The 16,407-nt window shown below is 61.4% G+C and carries 17 protein-coding genes and 1 tRNA gene; 7 read left to right on the forward strand and 11 right to left on the reverse strand.

Going from position 1 to position 16,407, the window contains the following annotated elements; genetic code table 11:
* Positions 1-81: 81 nt before the first annotated feature.
* The 4 genes from rplU (at position 82) to proB (ending at position 3,122) form a co-directional block, all read left to right on the forward strand.
* Entirely contained in the window at positions 82-393 is a 312-nt protein-coding gene (rplU, locus tag H0W47_RS05210) for a 50S ribosomal protein L21 (protein ID WP_077593996.1), read from the forward strand.
* Between the two features lie 38 nt (positions 394-431).
* Positions 432-689 (forward strand): 50S ribosomal protein L27, encoded by a 258-nt coding sequence (gene rpmA / locus H0W47_RS05215; protein ID WP_296921561.1) that lies wholly within the window; start codon positions 432-434, stop codon positions 687-689.
* A 130-nt stretch (positions 690-819) separates the two neighbouring features.
* Positions 820-1,902 carry an Obg family GTPase CgtA gene (gene cgtA, locus H0W47_RS05220; protein ID WP_296921563.1) on the forward strand — a complete coding sequence of 361 codons (1,083 nt, stop codon included), beginning with the start codon at positions 820-822 and terminating at the stop codon, positions 1,900-1,902.
* Between the two features lie 83 nt (positions 1,903-1,985).
* Positions 1,986-3,122, forward strand: coding sequence for a glutamate 5-kinase (gene proB / locus H0W47_RS05225; protein ID WP_296921565.1), 1,137 nt, complete (start codon positions 1,986-1,988; stop codon positions 3,120-3,122).
* On the opposite strand, the gene H0W47_RS05230 is transcribed toward proB, so the two are convergent.
* Together H0W47_RS05230 and H0W47_RS05235 are read right to left on the reverse strand one after the other, a co-directional pair.
* Positions 3,112-3,615, reverse strand: a complete 504-nt coding sequence (locus H0W47_RS05230) for a CNP1-like family protein (RefSeq protein WP_296921567.1) — start codon at positions 3,613-3,615, stop codon at positions 3,112-3,114. The two genes, proB and H0W47_RS05230, sit on opposite strands and share 11 nt — an antisense overlap.
* Complete coding sequence (locus H0W47_RS05235) at positions 3,605-4,297, reverse strand: RNA pyrophosphohydrolase (RefSeq protein ID WP_296921569.1); 693 nt, start codon at positions 4,295-4,297, stop codon at positions 3,605-3,607. The genes H0W47_RS05230 and H0W47_RS05235 overlap by 11 nt, the downstream gene beginning before the upstream one ends.
* A 114-nt stretch (positions 4,298-4,411) precedes the next feature.
* On the opposite strand from H0W47_RS05235, the gene H0W47_RS05240 reads away from it, so the two are divergent.
* Positions 4,412-6,154 (forward strand): proline--tRNA ligase, encoded by a 1,743-nt coding sequence (locus H0W47_RS05240; RefSeq protein WP_296921571.1) that lies wholly within the window; start codon positions 4,412-4,414, stop codon positions 6,152-6,154.
* A complete protein-coding gene (locus tag H0W47_RS05245; protein ID WP_296921574.1) occupies positions 6,151-6,795 on the forward strand; it encodes a lytic transglycosylase domain-containing protein in 645 nt (214 codons plus the stop codon). Before H0W47_RS05240 ends, H0W47_RS05245 begins: the two co-directional genes overlap by 4 nt.
* 109 nt (positions 6,796-6,904) lie before the next feature.
* Here H0W47_RS05245 and H0W47_RS05250 read toward each other — a convergent pair whose 3' ends face one another.
* The 5 genes from H0W47_RS05250 to H0W47_RS05270 form a co-directional block, all read right to left on the reverse strand.
* Positions 6,905-7,375, reverse strand: coding sequence for an NUDIX domain-containing protein (locus H0W47_RS05250; RefSeq protein ID WP_296921576.1), 471 nt, complete (start codon positions 7,373-7,375; stop codon positions 6,905-6,907).
* The gene (locus H0W47_RS05255) at positions 7,372-8,343 is read right to left on the reverse strand and encodes an ATP-binding protein (protein WP_296921578.1); all 972 of its coding nucleotides are present in this window, start codon (positions 8,341-8,343) and stop codon (positions 7,372-7,374) included. The genes H0W47_RS05250 and H0W47_RS05255 overlap by 4 nt, the downstream gene beginning before the upstream one ends.
* 17 nt (positions 8,344-8,360) lie before the next feature.
* Complete coding sequence (gene argJ / locus H0W47_RS05260) at positions 8,361-9,602, reverse strand: bifunctional glutamate N-acetyltransferase/amino-acid acetyltransferase ArgJ (protein WP_296921580.1); 1,242 nt, start codon at positions 9,600-9,602, stop codon at positions 8,361-8,363.
* A gap of 117 nt (positions 9,603-9,719) precedes the next feature.
* Positions 9,720-12,485: a preprotein translocase subunit SecA gene (gene secA, locus H0W47_RS05265; protein ID WP_296921582.1), complete on the reverse strand. Its 2,766-nt coding sequence runs from the start codon at positions 12,483-12,485 to the stop codon at positions 9,720-9,722.
* 136 nt (positions 12,486-12,621) lie between these two features.
* Positions 12,622-13,602 carry a M23 family metallopeptidase gene (locus H0W47_RS05270; RefSeq protein ID WP_296921584.1) on the reverse strand — a complete coding sequence of 327 codons (981 nt, stop codon included), beginning with the start codon at positions 13,600-13,602 and terminating at the stop codon, positions 12,622-12,624.
* Between the two features lie 17 nt (positions 13,603-13,619).
* Here H0W47_RS05270 and H0W47_RS05275 point away from each other — a divergent pair, with 17 nt between their 5' ends.
* The gene (locus tag H0W47_RS05275; protein ID WP_296921586.1) at positions 13,620-13,952 is read left to right on the forward strand and encodes a hypothetical protein; all 333 of its coding nucleotides are present in this window, start codon (positions 13,620-13,622) and stop codon (positions 13,950-13,952) included.
* Between the two features lie 108 nt (positions 13,953-14,060).
* Here H0W47_RS05275 and H0W47_RS05280 read toward each other — a convergent pair.
* From H0W47_RS05280 to H0W47_RS05295, 4 genes are all read right to left on the reverse strand, one after another.
* Positions 14,061-14,136: transfer RNA gene (locus H0W47_RS05280), tRNA-Thr, on the reverse strand.
* Between the two features lie 24 nt (positions 14,137-14,160).
* On the reverse strand, positions 14,161-14,703 hold the full coding sequence (locus H0W47_RS05285; protein WP_296921588.1) for a ClpXP protease specificity-enhancing factor: 543 nt from the start codon (positions 14,701-14,703) through the stop codon (positions 14,161-14,163).
* Positions 14,704-14,931: 228 nt separating this feature from the next.
* Complete coding sequence (locus H0W47_RS05290; protein ID WP_077594012.1) at positions 14,932-15,543, reverse strand: glutathione S-transferase N-terminal domain-containing protein; 612 nt, start codon at positions 15,541-15,543, stop codon at positions 14,932-14,934.
* A gap of 86 nt (positions 15,544-15,629) precedes the next feature.
* Positions 15,630-16,391: a cytochrome c1 gene (locus H0W47_RS05295; protein ID WP_296921625.1), complete on the reverse strand. Its 762-nt coding sequence runs from the start codon at positions 16,389-16,391 to the stop codon at positions 15,630-15,632.
* Between the last annotated feature and the right edge of the window lie 16 nt (positions 16,392-16,407).

Raw genomic sequence — 16,407 nt, forward strand, 5'->3', positions numbered from 1 at the left:
ATGAGGGTTTTCCGCGTCCCGTGCTAGAATCGAGGGCTCTGTGGAAATCCGTCCGCAGAACTCAATTTAAAGAGGTCTTACATGTACGCGGTCATAAAAACCGGTGGCAAACAATACAAAGTTGCTACTGGCGAAAAAATTAAAGTAGAACAGATTGCTGCGGACGTAGGCCAAGAGATCGTTATTGACCAAGTATTGGCTGTCGGAACCGGCAGCACAATCACGGTTGGTACGCCCTTGGTGTCCGGCGCTACTGTCACGGTTACTGTCCTCTCGCAGGGCAGGCACGACAAGGTTCGCATCTTCAAGATGCGCCGTCGCAAGCATTATCAGAAACGCCAGGGTCACCGGCAAAACTTCACTGAACTGCAAATCGGCGCCATCGTCGGTTAAGTAGCGAAGTACCAGGACTCACCAAGGAGTATTGAAAAATGGCACAGAAAAAAGGCGGCGGCTCTACGCGAAACGGGCGCGATTCGCAGCCCAAGATGTTGGGTGTCAAGAAGTTCGGGGGCGAAGTGATCAACGCGGGCAGCATCATCGTGCGCCAGCGCGGCACCAAGTTCCACCCCGGCGTCAACGTCGGCATCGGCAAAGACCACACCCTGTTTGCACTGGTGGACGGTTCGGTCTCGTTTGCCGTCAAGGGCGCGCTGAACAAGCACACGGTCAACGTGACTCCGGCGTAAGCTGATCACTTCGATTAAGTCGCTTGGACTCGAACGAAGCCCCGACCTGTCGGGGCTTTTTTATTTGTAAACTGTTTTCCCGAACTTCCTGACGGCCCGGGCGCCGCCACAGTACACACCAGAGCCGATCATGAAATTTGTTGACGAAGCCTTTATTGACATCGCCGCCGGCGATGGCGGGAGCGGCTGCGTCTCGTTTCGCCACGAAAAGTACAAAGAGTTCGGCGGTCCCAACGGCGGTGACGGCGGCCGTGGCGGCCATGTCTATGCGGTGGCCGATGTCAACCTGAACACCCTGGTGGACTTCCGCTTTTCACGCCGCCATGAAGCGCGCAACGGTGAACATGGCATGGGCTCGGATATGTTCGGCGCCAAGGGCGACGACATCATGCTGAAGATGCCAGTGGGCACCATCCTGACCGACGCCGAAACTGGAGAAGTCCTGTACGAGCTGTTGGTGCCGGGCGAGGAAATGCTGATCGCCAAGGGCGGCGACGGCGGCTTTGGCAACCTGCGCTTCAAAAGCTCGACCAACCGCGCGCCGCGCAGCAAGACCCCGGGCTGGCCCGGCGAGCGCAAAAGCCTCAAGCTCGAACTCAAGGTACTGGCCGACGTCGGCCTGCTGGGCATGCCCAACGCCGGCAAGTCCACCTTCATTACCGCCGTTTCCAACGCGCGGCCACGCATCGCCGACTATCCTTTCACCACGCTGCACCCGAATCTGGGCGTGGTGCGCGTGGGGCCCGAGCAGAGTTTTGTGGTCGCCGACCTGCCCGGACTGATCGAGGGCGCGTCCGAAGGCGCTGGCCTGGGCCACCTGTTCCTGCGCCACCTCCAGCGCACGCGTTTGCTGCTGCACATTGTGGACATGGCCCCGTTTGACGACAGCGTGGACCCGGTGGCGCAGGCCAAGGCCATCGTCGGCGAGCTCAAGAAATACGACCCGGCGCTTTACGACAAGCCGCGCTGGCTGGTGCTCAACAAGCTCGACATGGTGGACGCCGACAAACGCGCTGCACTGGTCAAAGACTTCGTCAAGCGTTTCAAGTTCAAGGGCCCGGTATTCGAGATTTCGGCACTGACGCGTGAAGGCTGCGAACAGCTGGTCAAGACGATTTACCAGCACGTCAAGAGTGTGCAAAAAAGCGAACAGGCACCCGAAGAAATCGACCCACGGTTTGCCGACCTGCCGCGCGAAACCGACGCCCTCTGACCCGGTGCGGGCGTCCATTTGCTACAATAATCATAGCTACTCACGCCCGACCGGTAAGGGCTGGAGCACAAAACGATCTGAACATGCCACCAACCGCAGCTTCCCCAGTCCTTCTGAACGCCAGACGCATTGTGGTCAAGGTGGGCTCCAGTTTGGTCACCAATGATGGCCGGGGCCTGGACGCCGCCGCCATCGGCCTGTGGTGCCAGCAGCTGGCGGTCTTGGTCAAAAGCGGCCGGGAGGTCATCATGGTCAGCAGCGGCGCGATTGCCGAAGGCATGAAACGGCTGGGCTGGACAGCACGCCCCAAGGCCATCCACGAGCTGCAGGCCGCCGCCGCTGTTGGACAAATGGGCCTGGTGCAGGTCTATGAGAGCCAGCTGCGCGACAACGGCGTCGGCAGCGCCCAGGTGCTGCTGACCCACGCCGACCTGACCGACCGCGAGCGTTACCTCAACGCCCGCTCCACCCTGCTGACGCTGCTGCAGCTCGGCGTGGTGCCGGTGATCAACGAGAACGATACCGTGGTGACCGACGAGATCAAGTTCGGCGACAACGACACGCTGGGTGCGCTGGTGGCCAACCTGGTGGAGGCCGACGTCCTGATCATCCTGACCGATCAGAAAGGCCTGTACAGCGCCGACCCGCGCAAGAGCCCCGAAGCGCGCTTCATCGATGAGGCGGTCGCCGGCGATCCGGCGCTGGAAGCGATGGCTGGTGGTGCCGGCTCCAGCATCGGCAAGGGCGGCATGATCACGAAAATTCTGGCGGCGAAACGGGCGGCCGGTTCTGGCGCGTCGACAGTGATCGCATGGGGACGCGAGCCCAACGCATTGATCCGCCTGACCCAGGGTGAAGCCATCGGCACCCTGCTGGTGGCCCAAACGCCGAAAAACCAGGCGCGCAAGCAATGGATGGCCGACCACCTCCAGCTGCGCGGCTCGGTGACGGTGGACGCAGGCGCGGCGGTGAAAGTTCACGACGAAGGCAAAAGCCTGTTGCCCATTGGCATGACCTCGGTGCAGGGCGAATTCTCGCGCGGCGACGTGATTGCCGTGCATGATGCCGCAGGCGGAGAAATTGCGCGCGGCCTGGCCAACTACTCGAGTGCCGAGGCCAGGCTGATTTGCCGCAAGCCCTCAGCGGAATTCGAAAAGTTGCTGGGCTACACCGGCGAAACCGAGATGGTCCACCGGACCAACCTAGTGCTCACCAGCTGAAGCGGCCGGAACGGTTGAGTTTCAGCCTGCGGACAACTTCATCGACCGACGAGGCCTGTGCCGAGTTGTCGCATGCGCCGGCCCGGGCGAAGGCCAATGCGTGTTTGGATGGCATGTTGTCGAACATCGAGCGCCATTCGGGTAGGGTCACCGGTGTCCAGCTGCCCGAGGGGCTGTAACGCGCATGGGTCTTGACCTCGCCGGTTACGCAGCGTATGCCTTCATACAGCACATTGCGCGCGCCGCTTGCGCTGGTAGCGACCATCACATAGCTGAGCACACCGTCTTTCGAGATGCGCAACGTTGCGGGGTCGACGCCGAAGACCAGCGACGATGCCTGCAAGACGTCAAAGGTCAGCAGCTTGCCCGTGTCGAAGGCCGGCGGCGGCGGAACCGCCTCTTCCTTCCAGTCGAGCAGGTCCACATCACGTTGCGCCCAGGCCGTGGCCGACAGGCCCACCAGGCAGGCCATCACCAGTGATTTAATGATCATGTTTTTCATTTTGGGAAATGGCTGTCAGGCTGGTCAGACCGGTTTGGGGGTCAGGCTCGAAGGTGGCGCCGGGAGGCAGCTCAAAGGACGCGCCCGGGATGCCGGCCGCATGCACGCCGTGCTCGCCAGCTTCCCCAAGGTCACGCTGGCGCATGCCGCCGCGCAAATACCGGTTTCGGTGGTCCGGTTTGGCATCAAAACGGTTGTCGGCGCGCGGCACAAAACGCGACAGCTCGGTCAGCGCCATCTCGTAAACACCGCGCTTGAATTCGACGACTACGTCCAGTGGCACCCAGTAGTCATTCCAGCGCCAGGCGTCAAACTCGGGGTGGTCAGTCGCGCGCAGGTTCAAGTCCCAGTCGTGGCCGACCAGCTGCAGCAGGAACCAGATCTGTTTCTGGCCTTTGTAATGTCCGCGCGCATCGCGGCGGATAAACCGGTCGGGTACCTCATAGCGCAACCAGTCCCGGGTCCGGGCAAGCACCTGCACATGTTGCGGCATCAGCCCCACTTCTTCGTGCAATTCGCGGAACATGGCCTGCTCGGGATTTTCACCACGGTCAATGCCACCCTGCGGAAACTGCCAGGAGTGAGTGCGTATGCGCTTGCCCCAAAATACCTGACTTCTCTGGTTGAGCAAGATGATGCCGACGTTGGGCCGAAAGCCGTCCCGGTCAAGCATAATCAAACCTCAAATTTTTTAAACTGAGTCCATTATGCACAGCAGAATGCTCAGAGCCAAGCGCACCCCGGGGCACCGCCCCCAAAAACTTCACGAAGCCCAGAAAAACAAGTCATGAAAGCCTCCCAGTTCTTCATTTCCACGCTCAAGGAAGCGCCCGCGGACGCCGAGGTGGTCAGCCATCAGCTCATGATGCGCGCCGGCATGATCAAGAAGCTGGGGGCCGGCATTTACAACTACATGCCCATGGGCCTGCGCGTGATCCGCAAGGTCGAAGCAATCGTCCGGGAAGAAATGAATCGCGCCGGCGCGGTCGAGATGACCATGCCGGTGATCCAGCCGGCCGAGCTCTGGCAGGAAACCGGCCGCTTTGAAAAAATGGGCCCCGAGCTGCTGCGCATCAAGGACCGCCACGGCCGTGATTTTGTGGTCCAGCCGACCAGCGAAGAAGTCATCACCGATGTGATGCGGCAGGATATCAAGAGCTACAAGCAGCTGCCGAAAAACCTGTACCAGATCCAGACAAAGTTTCGCGACGAACGCCGCCCGCGCTTCGGCCTGATGCGTGGGCGTGAATTCATCATGAAGGACGCCTACAGCTTCGACCGGGACCAGACCGCAGCCAAAGCCAGCTACCAGGTGATGGCCACCGCCTACCGCCGGATTTTCGACCGATTCGGCTTGCGCTACCGCGCTGTGGCCGCTGACAGCGGCGCTATCGGTGGCGACCTGAGCGAAGAGTTCCAGGTGATTGCTGCCACCGGTGAGGACGCTATCGTCTATTGCCCCGATAGCGATTACGCAGCCAACATGGAAAAAGCCGAGGCGCTGACGCCGCAAGGTTTGCGCAAGGCGGCCTCGCGGGCCATGACCAAAACCGCCACGCCCGGCAAGGCCACCTGCGGCGATGTGGCAGAGCTGCTCTCGATTCCGCTTGATACAACGGTCAAATCACTGGTGCTGGCCACCGAAGATCTCGACGATGCCGGCAAAGTCATCAAGACCCAGGTCTGGCTGCTGTTGCTGCGTGGCGACCACGACATGAACGAAGTCAAGGTCGGCAAGGTCGATGGTCTGGCCGGTTTCCGCTTTGCCACCCTGCCTGAAATCGAAGACCATTTTGGCTGCAAGCCGGGTTACCTCGGGCCGCTGAACCTGAAAAAACCGATCAGGCTGGTGGTGGACCGCGAGGTCGCCGTCATGGCCGACTGGGTCTGCGGCGCCAACGAACCGGATTTTCACATCACCGGTGTGAACTGGGGCCGTGACCTGCCTGAACCCGAGGTGATTGCAGACCTGCGCAACGTCATCGCCGGTGACCCGTCGCCCGACGGGAAAGGTGTTCTGGCTATTGAGCGCGGCATCGAGGTAGGCCATGTGTTTTACCTTGGCACCAAATACAGCCAGGCCATGAACGCCACTTTTCTCGATGAAAACGGCAAGCCGCAGTTCCTGCAGATGGGCTGCTACGGCATCGGCATCACACGCCTGCCGGCCGCCGCCATCGAGCAAAACCATGACGACAAGGGCATCATCTGGCCCGATGCCATTGCGCCCTTCACCGTGGTGCTGTGCCCCATCAGCCCGGACCGCTTTCCCGACGTCAAGGCTGCGGCCCAGAAGCTGCATGATGATCTGGTGGCCGCAGGCGTGGACGTGATCCTGGACGACCGCGGCGAGCGCCCCGGCGCGATGTTTGCCGATTGGGAACTGATCGGCGTGCCACACCGCGTGACCATCGGTGACCGCGGGCTCAAGGAAGGCCAAGTCGAATACCAGCACCGCCGCGACGCGGCTGCGAGCAACGTGGCGAGTGCCGAGATCCTTTCCTTTCTGAAAGGCAAGCTGGCCGCATGACGGCAGAGGCTTGTTGTCTAGCTGCGGTTACAAGGAGAAAGTGCCTCCAGTCCTTGTCGGCCGGGGGGGTTCTGCTATTTATTTCAGAGCAAGCCGTGGCCGGCGGACAGATCGAGGAACCGCTGATCGACCCGGTGCGCAATGCGCTGAGTTCGGCCATTGCCAGCCAGGCGCCACCGGTGCCCGAGTTTCGCGATACCGACAGCCGGCTGGCCTACCTGCGCTGGCTGGGCGCCATGAGCGATCGGTTGAAAAAGAAAAAACCGGAGTTGCAAATCCGCAAGGAATTCCTGCAGACCGTCTGGTACGAAAGCAAACGCGCCGGGCTGGACGTGGCGCTGGTGCTGGGCCTGATTCAGGTCGAAAGCAACTTCCGCAAGTTCGCAGTCAGCCCGGTCGGCGCCCGCGGGTACATGCAGGTCATGCCATTCTGGACGCGCGTCATCGGCGACGGCGACCCCGGCAAGCTGTTCCATATGCAAACCAATCTGCGTTTTGGCTGCGTGATCTTGCGCCACTACCTGGACCGGGAAAAAGGCGATCTGTTCATGGGCCTGGGCCGCTACAACGGCTCGCGCGGAAAGGCACCCTACCCGGATGCGGTGCTGGGGGCGAGAAAGCTGTGGGAATTCACGGCCTGAGCCTGATGCCGGGAAGAGCCTCAATTTCAAGCCAGAACAGGCTCCAGCCCTTGTCTGTAAAGCGCAAGCAGCTATCAAAAAGGTAGCGAAGACGCTACCCTGGCTTGCCTCAATCGGCGGCGCGGGTGATCTCTGCAAACTGGCGCTCCGCAGCAAACCAGTCCAGCACTGGCAAGGTGCCCGGCAACACGGGCGTCACGGACACCGGCAAGCGTTGCCAGGCAAACGCCTGGCCTTCACGCATGTGCAGCTCACCGTGCCAGTCGAAAACCTTGCAGAAGTTGAGCCGCACCAGCGCGTGCGGGTAGTCGACCAGCTCCACCTTCCAGGGGTGGGCCGCGCCTATTGTGATACCGATTTCCTCGTGCAGCTCGCGCCGCAGGGCCTGTTCCACAGTCTCGCCGGCCTCGAGCTTGCCGCCGGGGAATTCCCAGTAGCCCTCATAGACCTTGCCGGGCGGGCGCGACGTCAGCAGGAAGTCGCCATCCGGCCGCAGCAGCACACCCACCGCCACATCGACCACCTTGCGGTCCGCGCCACCTTCGCGCGGGCGCTCGCCGTCGGCCACCAGCACGCTCATGTCGCGTGGTCAGCCGCCTGGTCGCCGGGGTCGGAAGCCGAAACCGCAGCACCGGGCCGTTCGTAGGCAGCGATCACCGGCGCGGACACAGGCCGACTGTCGCTGTCACGCCCCGCATAGTCGCGCGCAAACTGATAAGCCACCCGACCGCTGCGTGAGCCGCGCTCCAGCGCCCAGACCAGCGACGCCGGTTTGGCGGCACTGATGGCCTCTGGCGTCACACCGAATGACGACAGCCATTGCGCGACGATGGTCAGGTACTCGTCCTGGCTGAAGGGGTAGAAGCTGACCCACAGGCCAAAGCGTTCGGACAGCGAAATTTTTTCTTCCACCACCTCGCCGGGATGCACCTCGCCGTCCTCGCTGCGGGAATAGGTTAGGTTTTCCGTCATGTATTCGGGCAGCAGGTGGCGCCGGTTGCTGGTCGCGTAGATCAGCACATTGGGCGTGGCCGCCGCGACCGAGCCATCAAGGATGGACTTGAGCGCCTTGTAGCCGGGCTCGCCCTCCTCGAAACTCAGGTCGTCGCAGAACACGATGAATTTTTCGCTCAGGACGGAGACCACGTCGACGATGTCGGGCAGGTCCACTAGGTCGGCCTTGTCGACCTCAATCAGACGAAGCCCGCGCGCCGAATATTCATTAAGGCAGGCCTTGATCAGTGAGGACTTGCCGGTACCGCGCGCGCCGGTCAGCAGCACATTGTTGGCAGGCTTGCCGCTCACGAACTGCTCGGTGTTGCGCCGGATTTTTTCCTTCTGGTCCTCGATTTCCTTGAGGTTCGAAAGACTCATCTGGCCGATGTGGCGTACCGGCTCCAACGCGCCATGGCCAGAGCTGCGTTTGCGGTAGCGGTAAGCCACCGAGGCACTCCAGTCCGGCGCCGACAGCGGCTGCGGCAGCACGGATTCGATGCGCGCCAGCAGAGACTCGGCGCGGACCATCAGGCGTTCAAATTGCTCGTTCATGGTCAATGCGCCAGCACTCAGCTGCGATAGTCGGCGTTGATCTTGACGTAGTCGTAAGACAGGTCGCAGGTCCAGACCGTGTCGACCGCGTCGCCGCGTCCCAGCACGACGCGAACGGTGATCTCGCTTTGTTTCATCACACGCTGGCCATCAGCCTCGACATAGTCGGGATGCCGGCCACCGTCTTTCGCCACCAGCACATCATCGAGATACAGGTCGATTCTTGTCTGGTCGAGGTCGGCGATGCCGGCATAACCGACCGCGGCCAGGATACGTCCGAGGTTGGGGTCGCTGGCAAAAAACGCCGTCTTGACCAGCGGCGAGTGCGCTATCGCATAGGCCACCAGACGGCATTCTGCGGCGGTTTTTCCGCCTTCAACCTGCACGGTGATGAACTTGGTGGCCCCCTCACCATCGCGCACGATGGCCTGAGCCAGCCGCCGGGCGATGTCCAGCATGGCCGCCTTCAGCGCCTGGCCGGCGGCGCTGTCCAGCGAAGTGATCTGCGCGTGTTTCGCGCGGTTGGTGGCCATCACGACGAAGGAATCGTTGGTCGAGGTGTCGCCATCGACCGTGACCCGGTTGAACGAACCCTCGGCCAGATCCGTGGCGAGCTGCGCCATCAGGTCCTGCGCCACGCAGGCGTCGGTCGCGAGAAAGCCGAGCATGGTCGCCATGTTGGGCCGGATCATGCCGGCACCCTTGGCTATGCCGGTGATGGTGACCGTCGCGCCGCCTAGAGTCATGCGGCTGGAGAAAGCCTTGGCCACGGTGTCGGTGGTCATGATGGCTTCGGCGGCTTTGCCCCAGTGGGACTCATGCGCATCTGCCACGGCGGCAGGCAGGCCGGCGGCAATGCGGTCGTGCGGCAGGGGCTCCATGATGACGCCGGTCGAAAACGGCAGGATCTGCTCGGGTGCCAGATTCAGTTCACGGGCCAGCGCAATGCAGCTGGCCTGCGCCCGGTTCAGGCCCTCGACACCCGTGCCGGCGTTGGCATTGCCGGTGTTGATCAGCATCGCGCGTATGCCCAGGCTCTTGCCGCTGTTTTTGGCCAGGTGCTCGCGGCACAGCTGAACCGGCGCGGCGCAAAAGCGGTTTTGCGTGAAGACCGCGCCGACCGAAGCGCCTTCGTCGAGCAACAGCACCGACAGGTCCTTGCGACCCACCTTGCGGATGCCTGCTTCGGTGATGCCCCAGCGCACACCAGGTACGGGATACAGGTCGGCAGCGGGTGTGGCGGACAAGTTCACAGGCATGTTTTCGAGACTCCAGGAAACGGTAGGGTAGAAAGGTTTTTCCGACGGGCCGCCCCTAGGAAAAATGCGCCCCCTTGGGCGGCAGAGAGTGACACGCAGTGAACGAACGTGGGGGCATCAACTCAGCTTGCCGTGGCAGAGTTTGTATTTTTTGCCAGAGCCGCAGGGACAGGGATCGTTGCGACCGACGCGCGGCACGGCGCCAGCTGGCAGGGCCTGCTTGTAGCGTTGCGATTCCTCGTCCACCGTGGTCTCAACGCCGCCAGTTTCGGTTGGCGCGGTATAGGTCACGTTGGCGATCCGCTCCGCACGGTCTTCCATCTCCTCGGCGGCTTGGTCGAGTTGCTCGCCCGACTGCACCTGCACCGTCATGAGGATTTTGGTAACTTCATTCTTGACGCTGTCCAGCAACTGGCCGAACAGCTCGAAAGCCTCGCGCTTGTATTCCTGCTTGGGCTGCTTCTGGGCGTAACCGCGCAGGTGAATGCCTTGGCGCAAATGGTCGAGTGCGCTGAGGTGATCGCGCCAGTGTTTGTCGATGCTCTGCAGCAGCACCACACGTTCGAACTGGGTAAAGTTTTCCTCGCCCACTTTTTCCACTTTGGCGGCAAATGCTTCATGGGCCGCTGCGATCACCTTTTCGACCAGGTCTTCGTCGGAAATGGCGCTGGCTGCCTCCACCTCCTGCTGCAGCGACAGTTCAATCTGCCACTGGTCAAGCAGCACTTTTTCCAGGCCCGCAAGGTCCCATTGCTCCTCGACGCTTTCCGTCGGAATGTACTGACGGGCCACGTCGGTGAAACAGCCTTCGCGCAGGGAGGCGATCTGTTCACCCAGGCTGGTGGCGTCCATGATGTCGTTGCGCTGCTGGTAGATCACCTTGCGCTGGTCGTTGGCGACGTCGTCGTATTCGAGCAACTGCTTGCGGATGTCGAAGTTGCGCGCCTCTACCTTGCGCTGGGCCGACTCGATGCTGCGCGTGACGATGCCTGCTTCGATGGCTTCGCCGTCGGGCATCTTGAGCCGTTCCATGATGGCGCGTACGCGGTCACCGGCGAAGATGCGCATCAGCGGATCGTCCAGGCTCAGGTAGAAGCGCGACGACCCGGGGTCGCCCTGGCGGCCCGAGCGGCCGCGCAGCTGGTTGTCAATGCGGCGGGATTCGTGACGTTCGGTCGCGATGATGCGCAGCCCGCCCAGGCCCTTGACCTTTTCATGCTCCTGCGACCATTCGGCGCGCAGCCGCGTGATTTCGGCGTCCTTGCCCTCTTTGGGGATGCTCTCTGAAGCCTCGACCATTTCGATGCGCTTTTCCACGTTGCCACCGAGCACGATGTCGGTGCCCCGACCGGCCATGTTGGTCGCAATCGTGATCATTCCGGGGCGTCCGGCCTGGGCCACGATCTCGGCCTCACGCGCATGCTGCTTGGCATTGAGCACCTGGTGCGGAAGTTTTTCCTTTTCCAGCAATTTGTCGATGATTTCCGAGTTTTCGATCGATGTCGTGCCCACCAGCACCGGCTGACCACGCTCATGGCACTCGCGGATGTCCTTGATGGCGGCTTCGTACTTTTCGCGCGTGGTCTTGTAGACGCGGTCCAGCTGGTCGTCGCGCCGGCTCGGACGGTTCGGCGGAATTACCGTGGTCTCAAGGCCGTAGATGGTCTGGAATTCATAGGCCTCGGTGTCGGCCGTTCCGGTCATGCCAGACAGCTTTCCGTACAGGCGGAAATAGTTCTGGAAGGTGATCGAGGCCATGGTCTGGTTTTCAGGCTGGATCTCGACGCCTTCCTTGGCTTCAACGGCCTGATGCAGCCCTTCGCTCCAGCGCCGGCCCGACATCAGACGGCCGGTGAACTCGTCAACAATGACGATCTCGCCTTCCTGCACGACATAGTGCTGGTCGCGGTGGTAAAGGTGGTTGGCGCGCAGCGCCGCGTACAGGTGATGCATCAGCGAAATGTTCGCCGGGTCGTAAAGGGTGGCGCCTTCCGGAATCAGCCCCAGGTTGAACAGGATGCGTTCGGCATTTTCGTGACCCTGCTCGGTCAGAAACACCTGCTGGGTCTTTTCGTCCAGCGTGAAGTCGCCCGGCTTGGTGACGCCCTCACCGGTGCGCGGGTCGGCCTCGCCTTCCTGGCGGGTCAGCGCAGGGACGACCGTGTTCATCGCCAGGTACATCTCGGTGTGGTCTTCGGCCTGACCGCTGATGATCAGCGGCGTGCGCGCTTCATCGATCAGGATGGAGTCGACCTCGTCAACAATGGCGTAGTTCAGACCGCGCTGCACGCGGTCGGCGACCTCATAAACCATGTTGTCGCGCAGGTAGTCAAAACCAAACTCGTTATTGGTCCCGTAGGTGATGTCGCAGCGGTAGGCTTCCTGCTTTTCCTCGCGCGCCATGTTGGGCAGGTTGACGCCCACCGTCAGGCCCAGGAAGTTGTACAACCTGCCCATCCAGCGCGCATCGCGGCTGGCCAGGTAATCGTTGACGGTCACCACATGCACGCCTTTACCGGTCAGCGCGTTCAGGTAAACCGGCAGGGTGGCGGTCAGGGTCTTCCCTTCGCCAGTGCCCATCTCCGAAATCTTGCCGTTGTGAAGCGCCATGCCACCCAGCATCTGGACGTCGAAATGGCGCATTTTCATGGCGCGCTTGCTGCCTTCGCGGACCACCGCAAACGCCTCGGGAAGAATTGCATCCAGGGTTTCGCCCGCAGCCACGCGGTCTATGAATTCCCGGGTTTTGGCGCGCAGCGCGGTGTCATCGAGTTTCTCAAGCGGAGCTTCCAGCGCACTGATGCGCTCAATGGACTTGCGGTAGGTTTTGAGGAGCCTGTCGTTGCGGCTGCCGAAGAGTTTGGTCAGGATATTGGAAGCCATAAATGCGAGGCCGCGCTGGCAGCCCCGGTGAGCTGGCAGTGCGGCCGAAATCCCTTATTGAGTATCGACGTAAGTGTGGGCGCTCGCCGTTTGTTCAACTGCGCGCCAAACGAGAATTTTACCTCTGCTGCGCCCCTTACTTCGGGCGGGGCACGGTGGCCGGCTGGGCTGCCGCTGACGAGGCGATGGCAACCGTCGGCGCCTGCGGCAGTTTCTGGCCCGCTGTCAGGAATTTTTGAGGATCCTGGTAGACGCCCTGGACCAGCACCTCGAAATGCAGATGCGGACCGGTTGAGCGACCAGTGGTGCCGACCTCGGCGACTTTTTGCCCGCGCTTGACCAAGTCACCCTTTTTGACCAGCACGCGGGAAGCATGTGCGTAACGCGTGACGAGGTCGTTGCCATGGTCCACCTCGACCATGTTCCCATACGCAGAGTGGTACTCCTGGGTCACCACGACACCGCCAGCGGCGGCGAGGATGGGGGTGCCCGGATCGGCCGGAAAATCCAGCCCGGTGTGAAGGGCCGAGCGGCCATTGAGCGGGTCGATGCGCCACCCAAAGGCCGAGCCCAGGACGCCAGCCTGCACCGGCTGCTGTGTCGGCACCATCATTTTCTTGATCTTTTGGTCGAACAGGCGCGACTCCATCACAGTCATCAGGTCCACGCGCTGGTCGGTTAGCCGGTCGAGGTCGGCAAGCGTGGCTTGCAGCTCCTCCATGGTCAGGGAGCGCCCGGTGACCAGCACACCGCCGCGCCCGGGCTGCGTTTTGATGTCATTGGGATTCACGCCCGCCAAGCCTGAGACCCGCTCGCCCAGGGCTTCGAGTTGCATCATCTTGGCCTGCATCTCGCCGAGGCGCTTGGCCATGACGTCGAGGTTTTCCCGGAGGAAGCGGTCGCGCTGTTCAAACTCGTCCTTGACCACCAGCTTGACCAGCGATCCGATCACCGGCCAGCCTTCACGCGCGCCCTTGAGAAAAACCCAGTGGTACATGCCGGCAGCCACCAGCATCAGGACCAGTGCAGCAACAAAACCGACCACCACCAACCGGGTGCCACTTAGATAAACCGCGCGGCTTTTGGCTAGCCACGCATCCGTGATAATCAGATGCACCTGTCCCACTCCTTGAATTGAGCCTACCTGCCGTGGAATCCAGCCACCGCCCGCATCGGGCCGTCACCTTCAGCCAGGCGGTCGAGAACTCGCCGTCTCTGGCGCGGCTGACCGGGCTGGTTCAGGATTCCAACGACAGGCTCAAGGCCATCGAGTCCCTGATTCCGCAAACCCTGCGGTCCTCGGTCCAAGCCGGCCCGATTGATGACGGCGAGTGGTGCTTGCTGGTCAGCAGCAATGCCGCTGCCGCCAAAGTCCGCCAACTGCTGCCGCTGATCCAGTCCCGCCTGATCGACAAAGGTTGGAAGGTTACCTCAATTCGGCTGAAGATACTAATAACCCGAAAGTAGCAGGATATAAGGCAAATACCCCGTGGGGGCTCATGCCATCTACGTAGCCTGCTATCGAAGTGATAGTCGCCGGCAGCCGGCGCGGGGCCGGAACGGAACTGGTGAAAATGGTGCCGCTTGTCGGATTCGAACTGACGACCTACCGCTTACAAGGCGGTTGCTCTACCAACTGAGCTAAAGCGGCACAAATCTAGTTTACTTGACCCGTTTATTTCACCCGTTTCAGCGAAGGCCTCTTGCCCTGCTGCGGTTTGGGGGGGTCGGGAGGCTCCGGATCATCCTCGCGTCCCGGAGCCGTATTGTTGGCCGGGACCAATTGTACGACCTTTGTGTCCCCAGCCGTCCCCGTCGGCGGCTCTGCCGGCAATTCCGGCGTCAACACCAGCGGTGCGGCAAGAACAGCGTCCGCCTGAGACACGCCGGTAACAGGTGTCCCCAACGGAAACGCCATCCCTTGGCCGTTTTCACGTGCGTAGATGGCAATCACACGCGCGATGGGAACCATGATTTCGCGCGCACTGCCGGCAAAACGCGCCTTGAACTCGATGAAGTCGTTGCCCAGCTTCAGCGAGCTGGTCGCATCAAAGCAAATGTTGAGCACGATTTCGTTGTTCTTGACGTACTCGCGCGGCACCTGGACGGTTTCGTCAACAGCCACCGCCACATAAGGCGTCAACCCGTTGTCGGTGCACCAGTCGTACAGCGCCCGTATCAAATACGGGCGTGTCGACGTGGCGTCCAGGGCGTTCATGAAATCAGCCACGCCCGCCCCACATCAGCGTGCAACCACCCTCTTTACAAGCAGGAGCCGCGGATCCGGCTTCGCCGGTTCGCAGGCGCAGCGCCCCCCCGGGGGGCTGCCCAGTACGCGAAGCGACAAGCGTGGAGGCCATGGTGCGCCGCGAAGGGCCGCCCCGAGCAAGCACAGCCCCCTTGGGGGGCAGCGAGCTACACGCAGCGAGCGAGCGTGGGGGCACCATTACTTCCTCATGACCTTCTCGGAAGGTGTCAGCGCCTCAATGTAAGCCGGACGCGAGAAGATGCGCTCGGCGTACTTCAGGAGTGGCGCGGCGTTTTTCGACAGGTCGATGTCGTAGTAATCCAGGCGCCAGAGAAGCGGCGCAATAGCCACGTCGAGCATGGAAAAGTTGTCGCCCAGCATGAACTTGTTTTTCAGGAACACCGGGGCCAGTTGCGTCAGGCGGTCGCGGATGTGCGAGCGGGCCTTTTCCAGCGCTTTTTCGTTGCCCTTGGAAGCGCGCGCTTCGAGCGTGTTGACATGCACGAACAGTTCTTTTTCGAAGTTCAGCAGGAACAGGCGCACGCGCGCGCGGTCCACCGGGTCGCCGGGCATCAATTGCGGGTGCGGGAAGCGCTCGTCAATGTACTCATTGATGATGTTCGACTCATACAGGATCAGGTCGCGCTCAACCAGAATGGGCACCTGGCCGTAGGGGTTCATGACATTGATGTCTTCGGGCTTGTTGTACAAGTCCACATCGCGGATTTCGAAATCCATGCCCTTTTCAAACAGCACAAAACGGCAGCGGTGCGAGAACGGGCAGGTCGTGCCTGAATAAAGGACCATCATGGTTGCGAACTCCTAAATGCAAAGGAGTGGATACGGTGAAGGCATCCACTCCAGAAGGTGCCGGAAAACAAGTTCCGGCGAAAAAATTACTTGATGTCTTTCCAGAATGAAGCGTTCAGGCGCCACGCAATGAAGGTGAACATCAACAGAAACAGCAGCACCCAGACACCGACCCGGACACGGGTGTTCTGCGCCGGCTCTCCCATCCACTGCATGTAACCGACCAGATCGGCCATGGCCTGGTCATACTGCAGCGGGCTCATGGTGCCGGGCGTGACTTGTTGCCAGCCCTTGAAGACCTGCACCTTGTGGCCATGCTCTTCCTTCTCGTCGAAGAGCGGCTTGCGTTCGCCAGACAATTCCCACAGCACATGCGGCATGCCCACGTTGGGATAAGCAAGATTGTTCCAGCCGGTGGCCTTGGTGTCGTCGCGGTAATAGGCACGCAGATAGGTGTAAAGGTAGTCGGCACCCGTGCCGCCCGCTCCGGCGCGCGAACGGGCCATCAGCGTGAGATCAGGCGGATTGCCGCCAAACCATTCCTTGGCCTGCCTAGGATCGATGGCCGCCTTCATGGTGTCGCCGACCTTGTCGGTGCCAAACAGAAGGTTGTCCTTGATCTGCTGCTCGGTCAGGCCTATGTCTTGCAGGCGGTTGTAACGCATGAAAGCCGCCGAGTGGCAGTTCAGGCAATAGTTGACGAACAACTTGGCGCCGTTTTGAAGGGCGCCCAAGTCGTTGGTCTTGTTGGGCGCCTTGTCCCAGGCAATGCCTCCACTCGCGGCAAACGCGCCGTTACCCGCAGCGAGCGCCAGTACGGCCACCGCGCCAATGGCCAGTTTTTTCAATGTTTTCATCATGGTC

Source organism: Polaromonas sp., from assembly GCF_013817205.1.
GTDB lineage: Bacteria > Pseudomonadota > Gammaproteobacteria > Burkholderiales > Burkholderiaceae_C > Polaromonas.